This window comes from Neptunitalea lumnitzerae (assembly GCF_027924185.1).
Taxonomy (GTDB): Bacteria; Bacteroidota; Bacteroidia; order Flavobacteriales; family Flavobacteriaceae; genus Neptunitalea; species Neptunitalea lumnitzerae.
Genome location: NZ_BRVO01000001.1, coordinates 1,284,757 through 1,309,934 on the forward strand (window position 1 = coordinate 1,284,757; position 25,178 = coordinate 1,309,934).

At 37.8% G+C, this 25,178-nt stretch carries 4 protein-coding genes; all 4 read right to left on the reverse strand.

The features are described from left to right. Positions 1 to 214 precede the first annotated feature (214 nt). Entirely contained in the window at positions 215 to 7,240 is a 7,026-nt protein-coding gene (locus tag Y10_RS05740; RefSeq protein WP_281764407.1) for a choice-of-anchor L domain-containing protein, read from the reverse strand. A gap of 202 nt (positions 7,241 to 7,442) precedes the next feature. Next, positions 7,443 to 12,878 carry a fibronectin type III domain-containing protein gene (locus Y10_RS05745; protein ID WP_281764408.1) on the reverse strand — a complete coding sequence of 1,812 codons (5,436 nt, stop codon included), beginning with the start codon at positions 12,876 to 12,878 and terminating at the stop codon, positions 7,443 to 7,445. A 199-nt stretch (positions 12,879 to 13,077) separates the two neighbouring features. Next, positions 13,078 to 19,404 carry a fibronectin type III domain-containing protein gene (locus Y10_RS05750; protein WP_281764409.1) on the reverse strand — a complete coding sequence of 2,109 codons (6,327 nt, stop codon included), beginning with the start codon at positions 19,402 to 19,404 and terminating at the stop codon, positions 13,078 to 13,080. 191 nt (positions 19,405 to 19,595) lie between these two features. Further along, positions 19,596 to 24,992, reverse strand: coding sequence for a fibronectin type III domain-containing protein (locus Y10_RS05755; RefSeq protein ID WP_281764410.1), 5,397 nt, complete (start codon positions 24,990 to 24,992; stop codon positions 19,596 to 19,598). Positions 24,993 to 25,178 lie beyond the last annotated feature (186 nt).

Consider the following 25,178-nt stretch of genomic DNA (forward strand, 5'->3'; position numbering starts at 1 on the left):
TATATTAATAGATAAAAAATAGTATAGGTCATGTGTTCCTAGTTTTATTTTTTAAAACGAGAACAACTCATAAAAGACTGTGGGGAATATCCTTTCTAACAAGGATTTAGGTATGTATAATATCAGAGGTAAAAATAAAAGATTATTTTCACTAAGCAACGTTTTTAATATAAAAAAAAGCGCTCAAATGAGCGCTTTATGTTAAATTTTAAAATTATTCTTTAATGATTTTTACAATTTCTTGATGATCACCAATAGTTATTTTTACTAAATAGTTTCCTGCAGCCAAGTCGTGCATTTGAATTGCATATTCACTACTGTTTGGGGTAAGGTGTAATACGCTTTGTCCTAAAATATTTAGAACTTCAATTGTGTTCATTGGTTTGCTAGCTCTTATATTTAGAATGTTATGATTAACCGGGTTAGGATAATATGTGAAGTTAACTGCGTCAGTTGAAGCTGTGGTAGTGGTATCTAAATTAATAACTTCTATACCAAATGTACCTTGTGCTCCTAGTGTACCAGCGTCTACCTGTACATAATAGGTAGCTCCAGGTGTTAATGTAGCATTGGTAGTACCATCAAAATAGATAGCTGTGCTTTGTGGTATATTAGAACCATTGTCTTGCATACATGCTATAGGGCTAAGTCCGCTTACATCATTACAATCTGCACCTAAGCTGCTGTAAACAGCTACTTCTGTATCTAATAATGTGCCTCCTATTAAATCTGTAGTAACTAATACTTCTCCGGTTGAAGGAGCAGTAAAGCTAAACCATACAGATCCTTCTATAGAACCATTAAAACATGAAGGTACTGTTTCACTAATTTGCGAAGTAGCGTCTATTGTGGTAAACGCATCTCCTGGTGTACTTCCCGCGTTACTTAAGTCTAATACCGTTAAGTTTGTGGCATTACATGCATCATCATTTGCAGGTGGTGTTGTAACCGTACATGTATATGTATATGTTCCTAAATCAACATCACACGTAGCATCAGTGCCATGTTCTAAAGTTAAGGCTACAGTGGTAGCATCAGCAAAAGGCCCTACTTGAGTAATTCCTGTAGTAGTAATTGGCCAAGTGGTAGTTCCGTCTGTAATAGCTGGGGAACCATTTCCTAAATCAGTAATATCTATATCTACATAGAATAGAGCGTTATCGCAATCTTCATTTATTGTAGTAGAAGCATACGTTGCAGGGCTACAAACAAACGGGCAAGAATATGTATATGTTCCTAAATCAACATTACACGTAGCATCAGTACCATGTTCTAAAGTTAAGGCTACAGTGGTAGCATCAGCAAAAGGTCCTACTTGAGTAATTCCTGTAGCGGTAATAGGCCAAGTAGTAGTACCGTCTGTAATAGCTGGCGAACCATTTCCTAAATCAGTAATATCTATATCTACATAGAATAGAGCGTTATCGCAATCTTCATTTATTGTAGTAGAAGCATACGTTGCAGGGCTACAAACAAACGGACAAGTGTAAGTATACGTTCCTAAATCAATATCACACGTAGCATCAGTACCATGTTCTAAAGTTAAGGCTACAGTGGTAGCATCAGCAAAAGGTCCTACTTGAGTAATTCCTGTAGCGGTAATAGGCCAAGTGGTAGTTCCGTCTGTAATAGCTGGGGAACCATTTCCTAAATCAGTAATATCTATATCTACATAGAATTGAGCGTTATCGCAATCTTCATTTATTGTAGTAGAAGCATACGTTGCAGGGCTACAAACAAACGGGCAAGAATATGTATATGTTCCTAAATCGACATCACAAGTAGCATCAGTACCATGTTCTAAAGTTAAGGCTACAGTGGTAGCATCAGCAAAAGGCCCTACTTGAGTAATACCTGTAGTGGTAACAGGCCAAGTGGAGGTACCGTCTGTAATGCTTGGTGTACCATTACCTAAATCAGTAATATCTATATCTACATAGAATTGTGCGTTGTCACAATCTTCGTTTACCGTAGCGGTAGTGTATGTGGCTGAGCTACAAACAAGCGGGCATGTGTAAGTGAATGTTCCTAAATCAACATCACAGGCATTATTTAACCCGTGCTCTAATACTAGAACTGTACTAGTACCATCAGCAAAAGGTCCTACTTGAGTAATTCCTGTAGCGGTTACTGGCCATGTAGTAATACCATCTGTAATAGCTGGTGTACCATTTCCAAGGTCTGTAATATCTACATCTACATAAAATTGTGAGTTATCACAGTCTGCATTTAAAGTGGCTGAAGTATATGCTGCCGGACTACAAACAAACGGACAGGTATATGTGAAGGAACCTAAATCTTCAGAACAACTAGCGCTGGTTCCGTTCTCTAAGGTTAAGGTAACATTATCACCATCTAAAAATGGTCCTATTTGTGTGATTCCTGTAGTGGTTATTGGCCAAGAGCTTATTCCGTCTGTAACTACAGAACTACCGTCTCCAATATTGGTAATATCAATATAAACGTAGAATTGTGAGTTTACACAATCTTCGGCAATATCAATTGTAGTATACGATGCAGGGTTACAAACAAACGGGCATGTATAAGTAAAACTACCTAAATCAACATCACAAGTAGTATCTGTACCATGTTCTAGCGTTAATGTTACGGTAGAAGCATCAGCAAAAGGCCCTACTTGTGTAATACCTGTAGCGGTAACAGGCCAAGTAGAAGTACCATCTGTAATGCTTGGTGCACCATTGCCTAAGTCTGTAATATCAACATCAACATAAAACTGTGAAGTGGTACAACTAGTTACAACTGTAGCACTAGCATATGCTGCTGCACTACATGGCATAGGTATTACATCTATATTAGCATCAATAGTTACTCCTTGTGGACCACTGTAACATGGGTTTGGTGGTGTTTGTCCGTCAAATGCAGTGCCAATTCTCATTTTATGTTGCCCTACAGCAACAGAAGCAGGTACCGTAAAGGTGGCGCTTAAGACAGTAGGGTTGGCACTAGCTGAGGTACCAGAGTAAACTAGTTCACTAGCGTCAAATGTATAATTATCATTAAAATCAATCCAAATATTCGCGTCGTATGGTATTCCGGTAGCAAATGTAATGTCTACTGTTGCATTAGCACCTTGTTCTATAGAAACTACTGGTATTATTTCGTAATAAGTAACATCAGGTATGCTATTAGAAGTTGACTCTATAGTAACATTGGTAATACCTGCAAGATCATTACTTGTTGGAATAGACTCACAATAACATGGTGTAGCTGCTGTAGTAAAATTATATTCAGTACAACTAGTAGCAGTTCCAAAAGTATTATAAGGTGTTATAGTAACATAGTAGGTAGTGGCAACCGTTAAGAAATCAGTTGTGTAAGCTGTTACATTTCCTAGATCAATATTATTTAAAATATCCGTGCCACCTGGAGAGGTACCCATAGAAATATAATAACCTTCTGCATCTAAGGTAGTATCCCAGGTAATGTCAGCAGGATAATTTCCGCAACTTCCATTATCAGTTATCACCACATTTGAAGCACATTCTGGTGGGCATACATACGTAAATGCTCCTAAATCTATATCGCAATCGGTATCTAATCCATGTTCTAATACTAAAGAAACGTTTGTGCCATTAGTAAAAGGACCTACTAAATTAGTTCCTAACGTTACATTCCATACCGTTGTGCCGTCTGTTAATACAGGTGTTCCATTTCCTAAATCAGTTACATTAAATGAAATTGAGAATTCATCATTTGTGCAATCAGGTACAATAGTTGGAGTAGTATAAGAGGTTGATGAACAACCAAAGTATAATACTTCAATACCAAATGAATCTAATAAATCATCTGGGTTGTTTACTTGAATATAATAAGTTTCTCCTGGAGTTAATGCATTAGAGCCGTTCAAACTTAAGGTGGTGCTGCCAGAAGCACAGGCCACTTCACTACCTAAGGTGGTGATATCGGTACAGTCAAAAGAACTATTGCTGCTATACACAGCAAATTCTACATCTGTTGTAGCTCCTGTTGGGTGGTAGGTATTTATTTTTACTTCTCCTGTTGGAGGCGCAACAAACTCAAACCATACTGTGCCATCTAACCCACTGCTGTAGCAAGAGCCTACTGGTTCGTTAGTTTGGTCAAAAGCGGTTTGTAGGTCATAAGCATAACCATCAACCGAACCTTCATCTGCTAAAGGAAGTGTAGTTAATGGTGTAGCATAGCATATAAAGTTATTATCAGGAGGACAAAAACCTAAGTTTAAAGTGTGTGAAGATAAAAACACTGCAGAGTCATAATTAGAATCCCCATTATCTTGAATAGCTAATTTTAAATGATAAGTTTGCCCTGGTATCACATCGCTTTCTGCGGTAAGTACAACCGTTTGTCCGTTAAAATCAATTTCTCCAGTTCCACTAGCATTATAGGTGTCAAAATATTGAGCATTTGCTGGTCCACAAGCGCCTATGCCTCCATGTACATTTACTACCGTAACAGGAATATTACTGTTTGGCAATACTGCCATATTAGTAGTGTTTCCATTCTGATCGGTTAGCAAAAACGCAAATACATCAGAAAAATTACATTCAAATTGAGCAAGGTATTCTTCTGATGCAAATATGTAATCAAAACTAATATGTTCCACTTGCGGAACAAAGTCAAATTCTATATAAGAGGCATTAAATCCAGGGCCAGAGATAGCAGTTAAATCAGCATCTGAAGGCCAGGTTGTAGTTCCGCCGCTATGATTTGCAACATTAGGTCCTTCAGCCGTAAAAATATCCCCTGTAGATAAAATAATACCTTCCTGAATAGGGAAGTTCCAAGCGGCAGAAAATGATCCTATTCCGTTTACATTTCCATAATTACTTCCTGTAGAGTATTGAATGTTACTGGCTGTAGAGCATGATTCATTAATTAAAACATCTTTAATTAATTGGTCTACGGTGTAATCAGTATCAGAAATTACTATTGGAGGGCAATCTACTGGCACTAGCGGAGGACTAGTTATTGAGCAGCTACTATCTGTAGGGTCTGTTATTTGAAATTCAATTGGGTTTGAAAACGCATATGGTCCAAATGTGTATACACCTGCGGAGTTCACAGTTTGGCTATAAAGGCCTGCATCATCTGAAATAACCAGTGATGAAGCTGATCCCATAGCGGTAATATTTACTTCTACATTAAAATCTAATCCTATAACACAATTTCCAATTACTTGGTAGTCTACTGTTGGAGAGTAACAAGATATACATGAAACATCAAAGTCTAAGGGGGTAGAAATTCCGCCGTCATCACAACTCACGTTTGTATTAGAAATAATTTCTAAATAAATTTCAGACCCTGTAGCCTGAAAGGATAGCCCTGATAAATCTCCTGAAGTTCCATACCCTTGATATAGGATAGTAGTAGCATCTGAATCATATATGGTTATTTGGTCTCCGCCATCTTCTACCATCCCTGAATTAAAATTAAGGAGTAAGTATTGATTTGGATCTGTTGAGGTAAAATGGAATGTAGTGTTTTCAAGATTTTCATAACAATAAGTCATATTGGTTGGAGCTAAACCACAGTCTACTATAAAATCGGTTTGAATAGATGTAGTGAAGTTTGCTGGTCCTTCCCAATTGCTAAAGAAGTTTGTAGCACAAATAGCTCTAACGTATACTTCATAATCAGTATCAGGTGTTAAGCCGCTAATATCATCTAATGAAGTTGTGGTTACCTCTGTTCCCGAAGTTGGAATACCTGTACCTGCGGGCTGTATCACATATTCCCATAAAGTTTCGTTGCCATTAGAAGTCCAAGAAATATCTACACTGGTATCTGTAATATCTGAAGTTGTAATACTAGTTGGTGTAATACAAAAGTTACCACAGGCTTCAATTCTTAGTAAGTCTATAGCCATATCGCCAAGTGGACCGTCTACAGCTGTTTGTTTAAACTGTAAGTAAATTGTTTGTCCTGCATATGCTGTAATGTCTATACCAACAGGTAACCAAGGGTCGGTGGCACTTGTTTGGTATTGATCGGTTAAAGTAAATATTGTTGTAAATGTACCTGTAGGAGATGTGCTAATACCCAACTCAAAAGTACCAATATGTAATCCGAAGGCATGCATGTAAAATGATAGTTCTGCTTCTCCGGTAACATTGGCTAAATCAATAGCAGGAGAAATAATAGTACCCACATCGCCATTCATGGTGGCTGTAGCTTCAAAGTTCATATAATTAGAACCGCTGTAGGCGCTAGAAGGCCCGGTGCCTACCGTTGTAGAACCGTTAGGGATTTCCCAAGAACCATTTCCGCTATTTACGTCTCCTGTCCACCCTGTTGAGTTGTCAAACTCTTCAATATACATGTATGTGCCGGTGCCAGAAGTACAGCTTACACCTGATGGTGGCGTGGGTGTACTCATGGCTGTGGTAAAGCTAATAGGGCCATACCAATCGCTATAATCTCCACCTCCACAGTCAGACCGTACGTAAACATCATAGGTGGTTGTTTCAGATAATCCGTTGTATGTATAGTTATTATTAGTAGTAGCTGATGTTCCTGATGATGGTGTTGTACTGCCGGTTGGTACTACAGCAACTTCCCAAGCAGTTTCCATATCGCCAGGATTCCAGTCTAAGGTAACAGTTGTGTCTGTAAACGTTACAACGCTTAAATTAGAAGGAATAAAGCATGTAATGGGCTCATCGGAATATATAGTAGGACTGCTAAAGCAAAATCCTTTAGCCCATGAACTGTTGTCATTAAAATAAAAACGATATTGAAAATTAGATAATTGGTTAGCAGAAAATCCTGAAACATCTAAGGCTTGTGACACAAAATTAGCTTGTGTACCTGAGCAGTAATCATCTGCTGGCGGAAAGCCAGGAGTGTCGCTATTAAAAGGAGCTTGCCAGTTTACCCAGTTGCCAGTGTCTGCATTATAGTATTGAAGCACGAGGGTTTCTGATGCTTCAAAATTATATACATATAATGTTTGAACAAAAATATCGGTTTCCCCCGCAGTCACGGCAGAATTCAAGTCAATGATAGGTGATTCTGCTGCAATTTGGTTAGGTACTCCAGACCCCGATGCGTAATCATCATAGGCAAAGTTGGGGTTAATGAGTGGATTGCCTTCAAATAAACCTGCACTTACATAATAACTACCAGAGATAGTCCATGAAGTACTTGGCCAGTTTGCTGGCTCATTAAGTACTTGCGCAGATAATGGTAGGAATGAAATAAGAAACAGGTAAAAACAATATAGTGTAGTTTTTTTCATAAGTAAAGCGCTGTTTATTAAATTGGTAGGTTAAAAATATTGTTTTTTTACACAAGGGAGTGTTAAAATTGTAGTTTTTTTCTTTTAACAACTGTATTACTTTGGTTAAATGTGTGTTATTTAACAATTTTGATAAAAAAAATGAAATAAAAAAAAGGGTTGGCAATTGCCAACCCTTTTAGGTATGTATATGTAAAGAAAATTATTCTTTTACAATTTTTACAGTTTTAGAATGTTCACCAATCCAAACTTGAACAAAATATGTTCCACTTGCCAATTGAGACATGTTTACAACATAATTGCTTGTGTTAGGAGTAAGTTTCATAACTTCTTGACCTAATACGTTGCTAATGTTTACAGTACTAATTTCTTCGTCTGAAGATAAAGTTAGCATGTTGTTGTTAACAGGGTTAGGATAGTAAGTGAAGCTTACATTGTTGAAATCTTCAACTTTGGTAGGCGCCATGTCTATAACTTCAATAGAGAATGAACCTTGTGATCCATCTGACCAGCTATCTACTTGAATGTAGTACATTTCTCCTGGAGTTAATAAAGCATTAGTAGTGCCATCAAAATAAATAATAGAGTTGAAAATTTGGTCAATACCACCATCTTGATCACAACCTACTGCTGTGCTTAATGTACTCAAGTCTCCGCATGTAACACCATTGGCACTATATACAGCAATTTCGGTATCGCCAGATGATCCTCCTAAATAATCTGTAGTAACCATTACATCACCAGAGGTAGGAGCTACAAAGCTAAACCAAACAGACCCGTTTAAGCCACTACTAAAACAAGCACCAAGTGGCTCATTTGTTTGAGCAGTAGAACCTTCTAAAGTATAGTCTGCACCAGTTACGTTACCAGCAGTACCCATGTCTACTACAGTTAATGATGTAGCATTACATAAATCGTCATTAGCTGGAGGGCACATATCATAAGAGTAAGTTCCTATAGAGAAATCACAAGTAGCGTTAGTACCATGTAACATAGTTAATGTAACAGGAGTACCAAAAGGGAATGGCCCAACAGTTGTAATACCTGTAGCAGCAACTGGGTATGTATTTGTGCCGTCAGAAATAGCAGGTGTTCCATCTCCTAAATCGGTAACATTTACATCTACACTAAATTCACTGTTAGCACAGTCATAGGTTAAATTAGTGCTATCTACTACAGCAGGAGCACAAGTTAATGCTACTATTTCAATTGTGAAGTCTACAGTAACTCCCCAAGAACCACTATAACAAGGGTTAGGTATAGCTTGTCCGCTATCTGCAGTACCAATACGCATTCTATGTAACCCTAAGGTGGCTATAGTTGCATCTGGCATCATAAAAGAAGTGTCTAATGTAGTAGGGTTTGAAGCTAATGATACTCCGTCAAAAACAATTTCACTGTCTTCAAAAATATAGTTATCATTAAAGTCAATCCAGATATTGGTGTCGTATGTGAAACCAGTTTCAAAAGTAATAGAAGAAGTAGCTGAAGCTCCTTGAGCAAACTGAGTTACAGTAGCCGATGTTAAATCTTCATAAGTTACGTCAGTAACAGAATAACTATTACTTCCTAAAGTAATATTAGTAATACCGTTATTATCATTACTTGTTGGTAAAGATTCACAGTAGCATCCTGTAGTAGCCGTAGTAAACATGTATTCTGTACATCCGGTAGTAGTACCAACAATATTATAAGGTGCTACTGTGTAATAGTAAGTTGCACCAATTTCACCAACAAAAGCATATGAAGTAGTGTTCAAAAGGTCTTCATTATCTAAAACATCATTGGCTCCACTTGTAGTTCCAATGGTTAAATAATATCCGTCTGCATCTGCAACCTCATCCCATGTGATTATAGTAGCTTCATTTCCGCAAGATGCATCAATGGTAGCCATTACATTAGCAGGGCATGTAGTAGGAACAGAAGTAGGAGCTTCATCAAAAGTAACGTCATCAATAGCAACGTCATCATAGAAATCCGTTCCGTTATTTTCGTCTACCACAAATCTAGCTCTAACATCACCAGAAATAGTATAGGTGCTTAGGTCTATCGTAAATTTAGTCCAGCTTGGTACGTTAGTGTTGCTAAAGAAAACATCGTTATGCCATGTAGCACCATCGTAAAAATCTACAGAGAAATCTACATTTGAGACCCCTTCGTTGTTACTAGTCATGTAAAAAGATAGTATCGGGTTTGTTAATGGAGAAACGTCTATCCATGGAGTGTATAGTTCAGTAGTAATACTGCTAGGAGAACTATCATCTACATATGCAAAGTAGTTATCGGTGTCAGTTGAACCAGAAATTGTACCAGCATCACCCACGTGTCCTGCAGTTGTAGCAAACAACCAACTTTCTCCATTAGAAGCACCTTGTTCCCAACAAGTAGGAATATCACCTGCGTTTTCGAAACCTTGTGTATAAGGAGCTACTTGTGCTAAACAGTCAGTTGTGAAAGTTATAGGCCCTATTTCTAAACTTTGAGCTGTATAACATTCAGCTTGAATATATACATCATAAGTAGTTGCATCCATTAAAGTTTCAATAGTTGCTGGGTTTGTGTATACAGTAACAGAAGTTCCAGTACCTGGTGTAAATCCTGTTGGACCGTATTCAATAATCCATGCTTCAGCAGTTCCGTTCTCTACCCAAGCTAGTTCTACTCCACTAGGAGTAACGTTGCTAAATGAAAGGTTAGAAGGAACCGTACAAGTTGGCATTTCATCAAACATTACATCATCTATTGCAACGTCATCATAAAAAGTAGTGTTGTTGTCATCAACAACAAATCTTGCTTGTACAGGACCAGTCACAGTATAAGAACTTAAGTCAATTGATACAAGTTCCCATCCGTTAGTATTAGAGTTACTAGTGAAAACACCCGTGTTCCAAGTAGCACCATCGTAAAAATCTACAGAGAAATCTACATTTGTAAACCCTTGGTTGTCACTGATTAAGTAGAACATAAGCGCTGGTGTGCTTAATCCTGAAATATCAACTAGAGGAGTTAATAAGCTAGTACCTAAATTGTTAGGAGAGCTATCATCTACATAAGCAAAGTATCCTCCACTAGAAGTACTTCCTGTAATAGCACCGCTGTCACCTACATAACCAGCTGAAGTAGCAAAAACCCAATCTTCTGAGTTAGAGGCACCTTGCTCCCAACAGTTAGGGATAGAACCAGCGTTTTCAAAAGTTTCATGGTATGGAGTACCGTAAATATCACATTCTGTTGTAAATGAGTATGGACCTGTAGTAATGCTTGTATCACCACCGCCACAATCAGAAGTTACATAAAAATCATAATCTGTAGCAGCTGTTAAACCAGTTAACGTAAATGGGTTACTTGTAGCTGGTACAGTAGTTCCCGTTCCAGGAGTAAATCCTTCTGGGCCATATTCTATATTCCAAGCAGTTTCTGTACCTAATGATGTCCAAGATAGCTCAGCTTCAAAAGGAGTGAAGTTGGTAGCATCTAGGTCTGATACAGGTAAACATGATGGCATTTCATCAATATAAATATCATCAATAGCAAGATCATTATAAAAATCAGTACCATTGTTTTCGTCTACTACAAATCTAATTTGAACAATTCCATTTGAAGCATAAGGAGCTAAATCTACAAGTGTGAATTCCCACTCTGATGTATCGGTATTCAAGAAAAATACATCGTTTGTCCAAGTAGTACCATCAAATACGTCAATAGAGAAATCTACATTTGAAAATGTATCTCCATTATCACTATTTAAGTAGAAATATAAAGAAGGGTTTGTTAACGTAGTAATATCAATAAGTGGTGTTAACAATGAAGTTCCAGTATTGTCAGAAGAACTATCATCTACATAAGCAAAGTAACCTCCACTTTGGCTAGCTCCATCTCCTACATAAGTAGCTGAAGTAGCAAAAATCCAATCTTCTAAATTAGCATCTCCTTGATTCCAACAAGTAGGAATAGATCCTGCGTTTTCAAAATCTTCATAATATGGAGCAGCTATAGGAGAACATAGTGTTGTGAACGAGAATGGACCAACCCAAGTGCTCGCATCTCCACCGCCACAGTCGGCTTGTACATATAAATCGTACGTAGTGTTACCTGTTAATCCAGTAATAGAAAAAGGTACACTAGGTGCAGTCATTGAAGTTCCTGTACCAGGAGTAAATCCTGCAAGACCATATTCATAATTGTAACCAGCAATAGTACCTACTTGTGTTAATGAAGTGGATACAGAAGTATCTGTTAACGCATCAAAAGAGATGTCTGAAGGATCTATACAAGTCGGTAGTTCATCAAATGTAATATCATCAATAGCAACGTCATCATAAAAATCAGTTCCATTATTTTCGTCTACTACAAATCTTACCTGAATAGGGCCTGTAATAGTCAATGTGCTTAAATCTATGTAGATTTTTGTCCAACTTGGTTTGTTAGTGTTACTAGTGTAAACTGCAGTTTGCCAGGTAGCACCATCAAATACGTCTACAGAGAAATCTACGTTAGAGTGTCCTTCGTTATCGCTTAATAAATAGAAATAAACAGAAGGAGTAGTTAAACCTGAAACATCTACATAAGGAGTGTATAACGCAGTTCCTGTATTGTGAGTAGAACTATCATCAACATACGCAAAGTATCCATCACTATCTGTATTTCCAGAAATTGTACCAGCATCACCTACGTGACCACCTGATGTAGCGAAAATCCATGATTCGTTATTAGAAGCACCTTGCTCCCAACAGTTAGGTATAGAACCACTGTTTTCAAAATCTTGAGTGTAAGGCGCTACTTCACTGGTACAAGCTGTAGTAAAGGAGTATGGACCTTCCCAAAGACTTGTTCCACCAGCAGCACAAGCTACTTGAACAAATACATCATAGTCTGTACTAGCAGTTAAGCCACTAATAGTGTAAGGGTTAGAAGTAACAACATCTGTTGTACCTGTACCTAAAGCAAAACCAGAAAGTCCGTATTGTACGTTCCAAGTAGTTTCGCCACCATTCTCTACCCAAGTAATTTCAGCACTGTCGGCTAAAACTGTGCCCGAAGCTAGTGAAGTAGGAGTAGGACAATCTGGAGGAGTATCAGAATATATCATTGGAGACTGTATACAGAATCCGTAAGCATAAGCTCCACCATCATCAAATAAAATGCGGTACTGGAAACCAGCTAACTGTGTAGCGGTAAAACCAGAAATGTCTAGCTCATCAGAAGCTAGTGTTTCATAAGTACCTGCGCAATAACTAGACGTTGGTGCACCAGTAGTAGATGTGTTAAATGGAGTAATCCAAGTTACCCATGCTGCAGCATCTGCATCGTAGTATTCAACGGTTAAACTTGCACTTGTAAATTGTCTGTAAACATAGGGTGCAGTGAAGAAAATCCAAGTTTCTCCTGCGGTAGCTGCAGTAGTAAGGTCTATAACCGGAGATTCTGCAGCAACGCTATTTACTGAAGAACTCCCTGCATCATCATCATCAAAGCTGAAGCTTGAGGATACGGTGGGGTCTTCATACAGATACGTGGCGTTGTAAGAGCCCGTAACTGACCAAGTCGCATTAGGCCAATTGGCCTGTTGATTAAGCACCTGAGCAAAACTCAAAGTACTTACCAACATCAAAAAAATCAGTAAAGTAGTTTTTCTCATTTATCTATTAATTTTCGTTTCCGACCAAATATAATTAAATATTATGTTAAAACAATAGGTATTTTTTCGTTGGTTATTATAAATTTTTGTGTTTTTGGAATTTAATTGTTTTTTATGTTAATTTTTGATTAAAATAAAAAAAGCCACCTGTAAAAGGTGGCTTTCTTGTTAGTTATTAGAGTTTTACCTAAAAAATAAGTTACTCTTTAATAATTTTTACGGTTTTAGAGCTTTCTCCAATCCAAACTTCAACGAAGTAAGTTCCCGAAGCTAACTCAGACATATTAACGGTATAGTTGCTAGCGTTTGGTTCTAGCATCATAACTTGTTGTCCTAAAAGATTGATTACATTAACTGTAGTCATCTCTTTGTTAGCGGTTAGTGTTAACATGTTGTTGTTAACTGGGTTAGGATAGTAATTGAAGTTCACGTTAGCAAAATTATCTGTTGCTGTTGTGTTAGCATCTTCAAAAGTAATATCATCAATAGCAACATCATCATAGAAATCAGAACCATTGTTTTCGTCTACAACAAATCTAGCCTGTACAGGTCCAGAAATAGTGTAAGTAGATAAATCAATAGACATTTGAGTCCATGAAGTAACATTAGAATTGCTAAAGTATACATCATCATGCCATGTAGCACCATCATAGAAATCTACAGAGAAATCTACATTTGTATAACCTTCATTATTACTAATCATAAAGAATGTTAATACAGGGTTGGTTAAGGTAGTAATGTCTACATATGGAGTGTAAAGTGTAGTTCCAATACTGCTAGCAGAACTATCGTCTACATATGCAAAATAGCTGCCGCTTGTTGTGCTACCAGATAATGTACCAGCATTACCAACGTGTCCTCCACTTGTAGCAAAAATCCAGTCTTCTCCATTAGAAGAACCTTGTTCCCAACAGTTAGGTATTGATCCGCCGTTTTCAAAGTCTTGAGTATATGGAGCAACAAATGTAGCACATTCAGTAGTGAAACTAAATGGGCCTACCCATGCAGTAGTAGAGCCACTACAATCTGTTTGGATATAGAATTCATAAGTAGTAGCAGCCGATAAACCTGTTAATGTGTAAGGGTTTGTAGTAGCTGAAACTGTTGATCCTGTACCTTGTGTAAATCCTGGAGTTCCGTATTCAATGTTCCATCCGGTTACGGTACCTGGTTGGAAAATTGAAAGTTCTGCAGTGGTATCTGTAGTACTTGTTATGGCAACGCCTGTTGGTTCAAAACACATTGATGGTAGTTCATCAAAAGTAATATCATCAATAGCTAAATCGTCGTAATAAGTAGTGTTGTTTTCATCAACTACAAATCTAGCTTGTACTGGCCCTGAGATAGTATATGTACTTAAATCAATATAAATTTGAGTCCAGCTTAATTTATCCGTATCACTAAAATACACATCATTATGCCAAGTAGCACCATCATAGAAATCTACAGAGAATTCTACATTGTCACCAGTTTGGCTATCGCTAATAATATAGAATGATAAAGATGGGATTGTTAAGGCAGAAAGATCTACAAATGGAGTTACTAAAGTAGTACCGTTGTTGTTTGTAGAGCTATCATCTACATAAGCAAAGTAACCACCTGTAGCTGTAGAACCAGAAAGAGTACCGCCTGTACCAGCGTAGGATGCAGATGTAGAGAAAATCCAATCTTCTGCATTAGAAGCACCTTGAGACCAACAGTTAGGAATGTTACCTGAATTTTCAAAACCTTCAGTATAAGGAGCCATAAACGTAGCACATTCTGTTGTAAAGCTAAATGGCCCTACCCATGCAGTTGTTGTACCACTACAGTCAGACTGAACGTAGAATTCGTAATCAGTAGCTGGAGTTAAACCAGTTAAAGTTAACGGGTTGGTAGTACTGTTAACTATGGTGCCTGCACCTGTATCAGGAGTAAATCCTGGGGTTCCGTATTCAATGTTCCAAGAGGTTGGTGAACCTGCTTGATAAATTGAAATTTCAGCAGTATCAGCAGTAACAGAATTAACAACAGCTCCGTTAGCAGCTAAACAAGATGGTAATTCATCAAAAGTTACATCATCTATAGCAATATCGTCATAGAAAGTAGTATTGTTGTCATCTACCACAAATCTTGCTTGTATTGGTCCTGTAATGGTAAATACACTTAGATCAATATAAATTTGAGTCCAACTTGTTTTGTTTGTATTACTTGTAAATACGTCATTGTTCCATGCAGATCCATCATAGATATCTACTGAGAAGTCAACATTTGAGTATCCTTCATTATTACTAATCATGTAGAAATACATAGATGGAGTAGTTAATGCTGAAACATCTATAAATGGAGTGTATAGCTCAGTACCTGTGTTGTTTGGTGAACTGTCATCTACATAAGCAAAGTAGTTATCAGTGTCAGTTGCACCAGAAAGTGTGCCTGTATCACCTACATGACCACCTGATGTAGCAAACACCCAATCTTCTATGTTAGCAGCACCTTGCTCCCAGCAGTTAGGGATGTCTCCTGCGTTTTCAAATCCTTGAGCGTAAGGTGCAACTTGCACAGCGCATTCGGTTGTAAGTGTTGCAGGTCCTATTTGTAAACTTTGAGAGGTGTAGCATTCTGCTTGTATGTAAATATCATAAGTAGTAGAATCGTTTAAACCTTCTAAAGTTACAGGGTTTGTGTAAACAGTTACAGAAGTACCTGTACCAGGAGTAAAACCAACTGGTCCGTATTCAATAATCCAAGCTTCTGCTGTTCCGTTTTCTGTCCAGCTAATATCTCCACCTATAGTGGTTGGGTTTGTAACAAGTATGTCAGAAGGAATGTCACAAGTAGGCATTTCGTCAAACATTACATCATCAATAGCAAGGTCATCGTAAAAAGTAGTGTTGTTTTCATCTACTACAAATCTTGCTCTAACAGGACCGGTAATGGTATAAGAGCTTAAGTCAATAGAAACTAATTCCCATCCGTTAGTGTTAGAGTTACTTGTGAATATTGCGTTGTTCCATGCAGCACCATCGTAAAAGTCTACAGAGAAATCTACACTAGTAGACCCTTGGTTATCACTAATTAAATAGAATAAAAGAGCTGGTGAGCCTAAACCTGAAATATCTACTTGTGGAGATATTAAAGAAGTACCTGTGTTGTTAGGTGAGCTATCATCTACATAAGCAAAGTGTCCGCCACTAGAAGTACTACCTGTAATAGTACCACCGTCGCCTACATAACCGGCTGTAGTAGCAAAAATCCAATCTTCTGAGTTAGAAGCGCCTTGCTCCCAACAGTTAGGGATGTCTCCTCCGTTTTCAAATGTTTCATGGTATGGAGTTCCGTAGATAGCACATTCAGTTGTGAAAGTGAATGGTCCTGTAGTAATACTAGCGTCGCCACCACCACAATCAGAAGTTACATAATAATCGTAATCAGTTGCAGGGTCTAAACCTGTTAAGGTAAATGGGTTAGAGCCAGCAGGAACAGTAGTACCAGTACCAAGAGTAAATCCTTCTGGTCCGTATTCAATATTCCAAGCAGTTTCTGAACCTGTTGAAGTCCAAGATAATTCTGCGTCAGACGTAGTCATGTTTGTAGCATCTAAATCAATAACTGGTAAACATGTTGGTAATTCATCAATGTGAATATCATCAATAGCAAGGTCATTGTAGAAATCAGTACCATTGTTCTCGTCAACTACAAATCGTATCTGGATAGTTCCAGAAGATGCGTAAGGTGATAAATCTACTACAGTAAATTCCCATTCAGAGGTGTCTGTATTAAGGAAAAATACATCATCTGTCCAAGTAGTTCCATCAAATACATCAATTGAGAAATCTACATTTGAGTATATGTCACCACTGTCACTATTTAAATAGAAATATAATGAAGGTGTTGTTAAAGCAGATACATCAAAAAGAGGTGTTACTAATGTAGTACCTACATTATCAGTTGAGCTATCATCAACATAAGCAAAATATCCTCCACTTTGGCTAGTTCCAGGTCCTAAATATGTTGCAGAAGTGGCAAAAATCCAATCTTCAGAATTAGTAGCACCTTGTGTCCAACATGAAGGTATAGATCCTGCATTTTCAAAATCTTCATAATAAGGAGCAACAATTGGAGAACATAGTGTAGTGAAAGCAAATGGTCCTATCCATGTACTAGTATCTCCACCACCACAATTTGTTTGAACATAAACTTCATAGTCTGTATTTCCTGTTAATCCTGAGATTGTAAAAGGAATCGTAGAAACTGTTGTTGCTGAACCAGCACCAGGAGTAAAACCTAGTGGGCCATATTCTATATTGTAATCAACAGCTGTACCTACTTGGTTTAGCGTAATTGTAGCTGTAGTGTCTGTTATAGTATCTAAAGCTAAATCTGTAGGGTCAATACACGCTGGTAGCTCGTCAAAAGTAATGTCGTCAATAGCAAGGTCATCGTAATAAGTAGTGTTGTTTTCATCTACTACAAATCTTGCTTGTACGTCTCCAGAAATAGTATATGTACTAAGATCAATAAAAATCTGTGTCCAGCTTAATTTGTCTGTATTGCTAAAATACACATCGTTGTGCCAAGTAGCACCATCATAGAAGTCTACAGAAAATTCTACGTTTACACCTGATTGGCTATCGCTAATCAGGTAAAATGATAACGCTGGAGTTGTTAGAGTAGAAATGTCTACAAAAGGAGTTACTAAAGTAGTACCGTTATTATTTGTAGAACTATCATCTACATACGCAAAGTAACCACCAGTAGCAGTAGAACCAGAAACAGTACCACCTGTACCTACGTAAGTAGCAGAGGTAGCAAAAATCCAGTCTTCTGCATTAGAAGCTCCTTGCTCCCAACAGTTAGGTATAGCACCTGCGTTTTCAAATCCTTGTGTATAAGGAGCTACAAATGAAGTACATTCTGTTGTAAAGGTGTATGGTCCCATCCATGTAGCTAGGTCACCCCCACCACAATCAGTCTGAACATAATATTCGTAATCAGTAGCTGGTGTTAAACCAGTAATTGTAAATGTAGCTGAAGTGGCTGCCATAGTAGCGCCTGTACCTTGGGTAAACCCTGCAGGTCCGTATTCTATATTCCACCCAGCTGCTGAACCAGTTTGAAGTACTGTAATTGTAGCGCTATCAGAAGTAGTGGCGTCTGTAGCAGCTTCTGTGATATCTAAACATGAAGGTAGTTCGTCAAAAGAAATATCGTCAATGGCAAGATCATCATAGAAAGTGGTGTTGTTATCATCTATAACAAACCTTGCTTGTACCGGCCCAGATATGGTATAAGTACTTAAATCAATGTATATTTTGGTCCATAATGGTTTGTTAGTGTTACTTGTGTACACATCATCATGCCATGTAGTACCATCAAAAATATCAACTGCAAAATCTACATTTGAATATCCTTCATTATTACTAATCATAAAGAATGAAAGAGCAGGTGTTGTTAAAGCAGACACATCTACATAAGGAGTGTATAATTCTGAACCTATATTATTAGGAGAACTATCGTCAACATACGCAAAGTATCCTCCAGAGTTTGTAACTCCAGAAATGGTACCTGCATCGCCAACGTGCCCGGCTGAAGTTGCAAAAATCCAGTCTTCTGAATTAGAAGTACCTTGTTCCCAACAGTTAGGGATAGCTCCACTATTTTCAAAATCTTGTGTATATGGAGCAACTTGGTATGTACATGCAGTTAAGAAAGTCATAGGGCCTTCCCAAAGGCTACTTCCTCCGGCTGCACAAGCCACTTGAACATACACATCATATTCTGTACTAGCAGAAAGGTTGCTAATAGTGTATGGGTTTGTAGTTGCTACATCTGTAGTACCAGTACCTAAAGCAAATCCTGTAGGTCCGTATTGTACGTTCCAAGTAGTTTCACCCCCATTTTCAACCCAAGAAATTTCTGCGGTATCTGCCATAATTGTACCTGTAGCTAAAGAGCTTGGTGTAGGGCAATCTGGTGGTGCAGATGAATATACTGTTGGAGATTGAAAGCAAAATCCGTAGGCATAAGCGCCACCGTCGTCAAACAAAATACGGTACTTAAATCCTGATAATTGAGTAGCAGTAAATCCAGAAATATCTAACTCAGTAGAAGAAAGATTTTCATAAGTACCACTACAATAGCTAGATGTTGGTGCGCTGGTTGTAGAGGTGTTGAATGGTGCAATCCAAGAAATCCACGCAGCTGCATCAGCATCCCAGTATTCTACAGTAATACTTGCACTAGTGTATTGTCTGTAAACATAAGGAGTTGTAAAAAACATCCAAGTTTCTCCTCCTGTTACAGCGGGTGTTAGGTCAATTACAGGAGATTCAGCTGCAACACTGTTTATTGAGCTTAATCCTGCATCATCGTCGTCAAAGCTAAATCGGTCTGACGTGGTAGGGTCTTCATACAAATAGTTAGCATCGTATGAGCCTGTAACAGTCCAATTGGTGTTTGGCCAGTTTCCAGGTTCATTAAGCACTTGAGCAAAACCCAAGGAGCCTAATAACATGAATAAAATTAGTAAAGTAGTTTTTCTCATATGGTAATTTATATGTTTAATTGTTTCAAATTTAACTAAATACAATGTTAAAATCATAATAATTTAAAAGAGTTTTAGGTTAAATACTGATTTATTTGTTGTATTTACAACAAATAAATAGACTAATTTATATATACAAAAAGCCACCCATTTGGGTGGCTTTTTTCTTTATTTTAAAGGTAGCTTAGTGCTTACTCTTTAATTATTTTAACTGTTTCTGATGCGTTTTCTGTCTGTACTTCAACGAAATACGTTCCGGATTTTAATTCAGACATGTTAATAGTATAGTTAGAAGTATTAGGGGTTAGAGTCATTACTCTTTGCCCTAGTAAGTTAAATACATTAACTGTATTTATTACTTCTTGAGAGTTTAATGTTAAGTTGTTATTCTTAACTGGGTTAGGGTAGTATGTAAATACATTTGAATTGAAATCGTCTGTTTTAGCAGGGTTCATATCAATTACTTCAATACCAAATGATCCTATAGAGGAGTTTCCATAGCTATCTACTTGGATGTAGTACATTTCTCCTGGGGTTAATAATGCGTTAGCTGAACCATCAAAATAAATGATAGAGTTAAACGCAACATCACCAAATGCATCTTGGTTACAAGCTAACTCAGTACCTAAAGTTGTCATGTTACCACAGTTAACACCGTTTGCACTATAAACAGCTATTTCAGTGTCTCCAGAGGTGCCTCCAGTAATATCTGTAGTTACCATAACATCTCCAGATTGAGGAGCAACAAAGCTAAACCAAACAGAACCGTTTAATCCTCCGTTGAAACAAGAAGGTGTAGGCTCATTTACTTGCGAAGTAGAGAATTCAGTTGTATACGCATCTCCTGGAGTTGTATTAGCACTACCTAAATCTAAAACTGTAAGTGCTGTAGCATTACATAAATCATCATTAGAAGGTGGACAAGCATCATAAGAGAATGAACCAATAGGTAAATCACAAACACTGTCGTTTCCGTGTAATGCAGTTAAAGAAACTGGAGTACCGTAAGTGAATGGACCAACATTAGTAATACCTGTTGCATTTACAGTCCAAGTGTTAGTTCCGTCAGAAATAGAAGGAGTACTGTCACCTAAATCAGTTACGTCTACATCAACGCTAAATGTTCCTGTAGCACAGTCGTGTACTACTGAAGTACCTGCAATTGTAGGGGCTGTACAAGTAGCGGCCGTTATGTCTACTACGAAATCTAAGGTAACCCCATAAGATCCGTTGTAGCATTGGTTTTCTGTACCATTCCAAACACCGTTAATTCTCATAACGTGTTGTCCTGTAGTACCAGCAGGTAACTGAATTTGTGCCATCAAGGTATTAGGGCTATAGTTAGCTGACATACCAGAGAATAATTTTTCGCTATCTTCAAAAGTATAGTTGTCATTTAAATCTATCCAAATACCTGTAGCGTACTGGTAAGTAAATGTATCATAGGTAATTGGGATAGTAGAAAGTACTCCTGAAGCTAATGTAGCTGGGGTAGCTGTAAAGTCATTGTAAGTATTAGGGCCTCCTACAGTATTGTCATACGTAGAAGATCCAATAACTACTTGTGTAATACCTTGGTTGTCTACAGAAATAGGGTTAGATGTACAATAACATCCGGTAGCTACTGTTGTAAAGCTATACTCTGTACATCCTGTAGCAGTGCCAGAAGCGTTGTAAGGTGATACTGTATAGTAATAAGTAGTATCGTAACTTCCTTCAAATGCGTAGAAGTTAGAGTTTCCTAAGTCTTCGTTATTCACAACATCAGTAGCACCTGGTGTAGTTCCTACAGAAATATAATATCCATCTGCATCAGCAGTAGCATCCCAAGTAATTTGGTTAGCAAAGTTACCACAACTAGCATCTGGTGTAGCTACAACATTAGTAGCGCATCCAGGCGCAGTAGTTGGTATTGCAGTCCATTCAAAATCGTCAACATATAAAGTTTGGTATGTTGCTGTGCTACCATGTTTTATAGCTACATAGCTATCAGTAGTAGGTGTATCAAAATCTACTATGTATTGTAAGTAATCTCCAGTAAGGTCAAAAGTAGCCACAGAAGTAAATGTAGATGGGTCTGTGTTGTCACTCATAGTACCTACTTCAATTGAAATTGTAGACCATGCAGAACCCTGAGCATAGAATTTAGCTCTGTGCGTTCCGTTAGGAAGATCTGTAAGCGCTGGAGTTATTAATAGTAAATCTGAATTAATATCTCCTGAGTTGTACATGCTTATATTGTTAGGGCTTGAATTTGGGTTCCAAGATTCTACTTGTGTATAAGCGTACTGATCTGTAGTGTTTTCTAAGATAGACCAACAAAGTGGTGTTTCACCAGTAGTTGTAGTATCAAAACTTTCTACAAAATCTCCGAATGGTAAACATAAGGTAGTAAATGTTAATGGACCTACCCATAAACTTGTAGAAGATCCACAGTCTGCTTGAATGTAAATATCGTATGTGGTAGCATATGTAAATTCTTCAACAGTAGTAGGGTTAGAAGTAGCAGGTATAACTGCACCAGTTCCTGGTGTGAATCCTTCTAAACCATATTCAATGTTCCAAGAAGTAGCACTTCCGTTTTCAACCCATGAAAAATCAGCACCATAAGTAGTGATGTTAGATACGGTTAAATCTGTAGGGATAGTACAGCTTGGCATTTCATCAAACATTACATCATCAATAGCAACATCGTCATAGAAATCTGTACCGTTAGTTTCACTAACAACAAATCTAGCTTGAACAGGTCCTGTGATGGTGTAAGCAGATAAATCAATAGTAACTAAAGTCCATCCGTTAGTGTTAGCGTTGCTAGTGTAAATACCAGTATTCCAGCTAGCGCCGTCAAAGAAATCAACAGAGAAATCTACGTTAGTGTATCCTTCGTTATCACTAGCCATGTAGAAAATAAGCGCAGGAGTAGCAAGTCCTGAAACATCTACTAAAGGAGTTTCTAAGCCTGTGTTAGCACTCTCAGGAGAAGAGTCATCTACATAAGCAAAATATCCACCACTTGTAGTAGAACCTGTTAAAGTTCCATCATTACCAATGTGGTTTCCTGCAGCAGTGTTTGTAAAGTACCAATCTTCTGTGTTACTAGCAGATTGTTCCCAACAGTTAGGGATTACACCTCCATTGTTGAAAGTTTCAATGTAAGGAGAAGGGTATACTGAACATTCAGTTGTAGCAGTAAGCGGACCAGCTAGTACGCTGTTAGTACCTGTTGCTATGTCGCAATTTGTTGCTACATAAAAATCATATTCTGTAGCTGCATCTAAACCGTTAACAGTAGCGGTTGTAGTAGTTGCAGTTGTTGTAGCTCCTGTTCCTGGAGTAAACCCTTCAGGACCATATTCAATCGTAAATCCTTCAGGAGTTCCTGTTGCAGTCCATGACAAATCTACCGAGCTAGCTGTAATATTGGTAGTTTCAAGGTCTGTTGCAGGTAAACAGTCAGGGTATTCTTCAAAAGTAACGTCGTCTATGGCAATATCATTTGCTGTAGTGTAATTTACTTCAGTTACTCTAAATCTGGCTCTAACAGGTCCTGTGTATCCGGTAAGGTCTACAGCAATATAGGTCCAGCCTAGAGTGTCTGTGTTGGATGTAAATACAGAAGTGTTCCAAGTAGTACCATCAAATATATCAACGGTGAAACCGTTGGCTCCTAAGGCAGTGTTGTTGGTGTTGTACCAAAAAGTAAGTGCGGGAGTTGTTAACGTAGAAATATCTACTAAAGGAGAAAGTATACTAGTGTCTGTATTTTCAGGATAAGTATCACTTACATAAGCAAAGTATCCTCCACTTGCGCTTGCTCCAGGTCCTATAGAAGCAGTGGTGTCAAATAACCAATCTTCATCGTTGTCTTCACCTTGAAGCCAGCAGTTTGGAATTGCACCTGCATTTTCAAAATCTTCTGTGTATGGAGCAGTAAATGGTGAGCATAGGGTGGTAAATGTATATGGTCCTATCCAAGTACTTGTATCACCAGCTCCGCAGTTAGTTTGTATGTAAAATTCATAATCTGTATTTTCTGTCAGGGTAGCTATGGTGTAAGGCATGCTAGAAGCTGAAACCGTAGTTCCTGTTCCTTGTGTGAATCCTGGAGTTCCATATTCTATATCCCATCCATTAGAACCACCGGTTTGTTGCAGTGTAATTTGGGCACTATCATAACTAATAGAAGATATTTCTACATCCGTTGGTTCAATACATGAAGGTAGTTCATCAAAAGTAATATCGTCAATTGCTACATCATCATAATAGTCAGATCCGTTTGTTTCACTAACAACAAAACGTACTTGTACGTTTCCTGATAGCGTATAAGTTGATAAATCTATATAGATTTTAGTCCATTGGGTTTTGTTAGAGTTACTAGTGTAAACTCCATTGTGCCATGTTGCACCGTCGTAAAAATCAACAGAAAAATCTACATTAGTATATCCTTCATTATCACTAATCATATAAAATGAAACAGATGGAGTTGTTAATCCAGTAACATCAATGAATGGTGTTAGTAATGCAGTATTTGAGCTTTCTGGATAAGAGTCTTCAACATAAGCAAAATATCCATCTGTGTCTGTATTTCCACTTAGAGTACCCTCGTAACCTATATGAGTACCAAGAGTTGAACTTGTAATTATCCAGTCTTCTGAATTTGATGCTCCATGATTCCAACAAGTCGGAAGATCACCGCCATTATCAAAACCTTCGGTATATGGTGCTGTAATTGCATTGCAGGCAGTAGTAAATGTAATTGGTCCTATCCAAGCACTTGTTTCAGATCCACAATCAGATTGAACGTAGATATCGTAAGTGGTGTTTCCGGTTAACCCTGTAACATTGTAAGGATTATTTGTAGCACTGTTTGTGCTCCCTGAATCTAATGTATACGGACTTTCTCCGTATTGGATGTTCCAGCCAGCGGCAGAACCATTTTCTATCCAAGAAAAATCTGCTGTAGCATTGGTAATGTTGTTTACAGCTAGCATAGTTGGGTCTGGACATGTTGGTGGAGTTTCTGAATAAACTAATGGGTTTTCAAAACAAAATCCATATGCATAATCAGTTCCGTCATCAAACAATAAACGGTATTTGAAGCCAGATAATTGAGTTGCTGTAAACCCTGCAATGTTAATAGGGTCGCTCAATGTAGTTTCAAATGTACCTGTACAGTAGTCTAAATAAGGTGCACTTGTGGTAGATTCGCCTATTGGATTTACCGCGTTCACCCATGTGTTTGCATCTGCGTCAAAGTACTGAAAGTAAATAAAATTGTTTCCCCCTGTATAAAAGGTGAAGACCATGTCTGCTTGAATATAAATCCAAGTCTCACCGGCATTATAAGCTGCTGTTAAGTCAATTGTAGGAGACTCTGCGGCAATGCTATTAATAGAGGAACCGCCCGCGTCATCATCATCAAAACTAAAATTTGAAGTGGTTGTGGGGTCGGAGTACAAAAAGGTAGCATCATAACTACCTGAAATCGTCCAGTTAGCATTGGGCCAGTTACCGGTCTCACTTAGTGCTTGTGAAAAACCTAAATAACTAATTAGCATCAATGCTAAAGTTAGTGTAATTCTTTTCATGAATAATGTGGTTAAAAAAATTGGAGGCGTAAGTTAAAAAAATTAACATTAAACCTTTATTTTTGATATCACATTTAACAGTTTAAAAGAAATATATTCGTTTTTGGTGTAAAATGTAAGGTATAGTGAGAATTATCTCCTGATGTTTTGAAGTTAAAAAATAAAAGCGTTTAGGTGTTTTTAGGT

Bases quoted from the DNA above. Each gene is read 5' to 3' on its own strand.
- Y10_RS05740 (WP_281764407.1), bottom strand. From the start codon at position 7,240: ATGAAAAAAACTACACTATATTGTTTTTACCTGTTTCTTATTTCATTC.
- Y10_RS05745 (WP_281764408.1), bottom strand. From the start codon at position 12,878: ATGAGAAAAACTACTTTACTGATTTTTTTGATGTTGGTAAGTACTTTG.
- Y10_RS05750 (WP_281764409.1), bottom strand. From the start codon at position 19,404: ATGAGAAAAACTACTTTACTAATTTTATTCATGTTATTAGGCTCCTTG.
- Y10_RS05755 (WP_281764410.1), bottom strand. From the start codon at position 24,992: ATGAAAAGAATTACACTAACTTTAGCATTGATGCTAATTAGTTATTTA.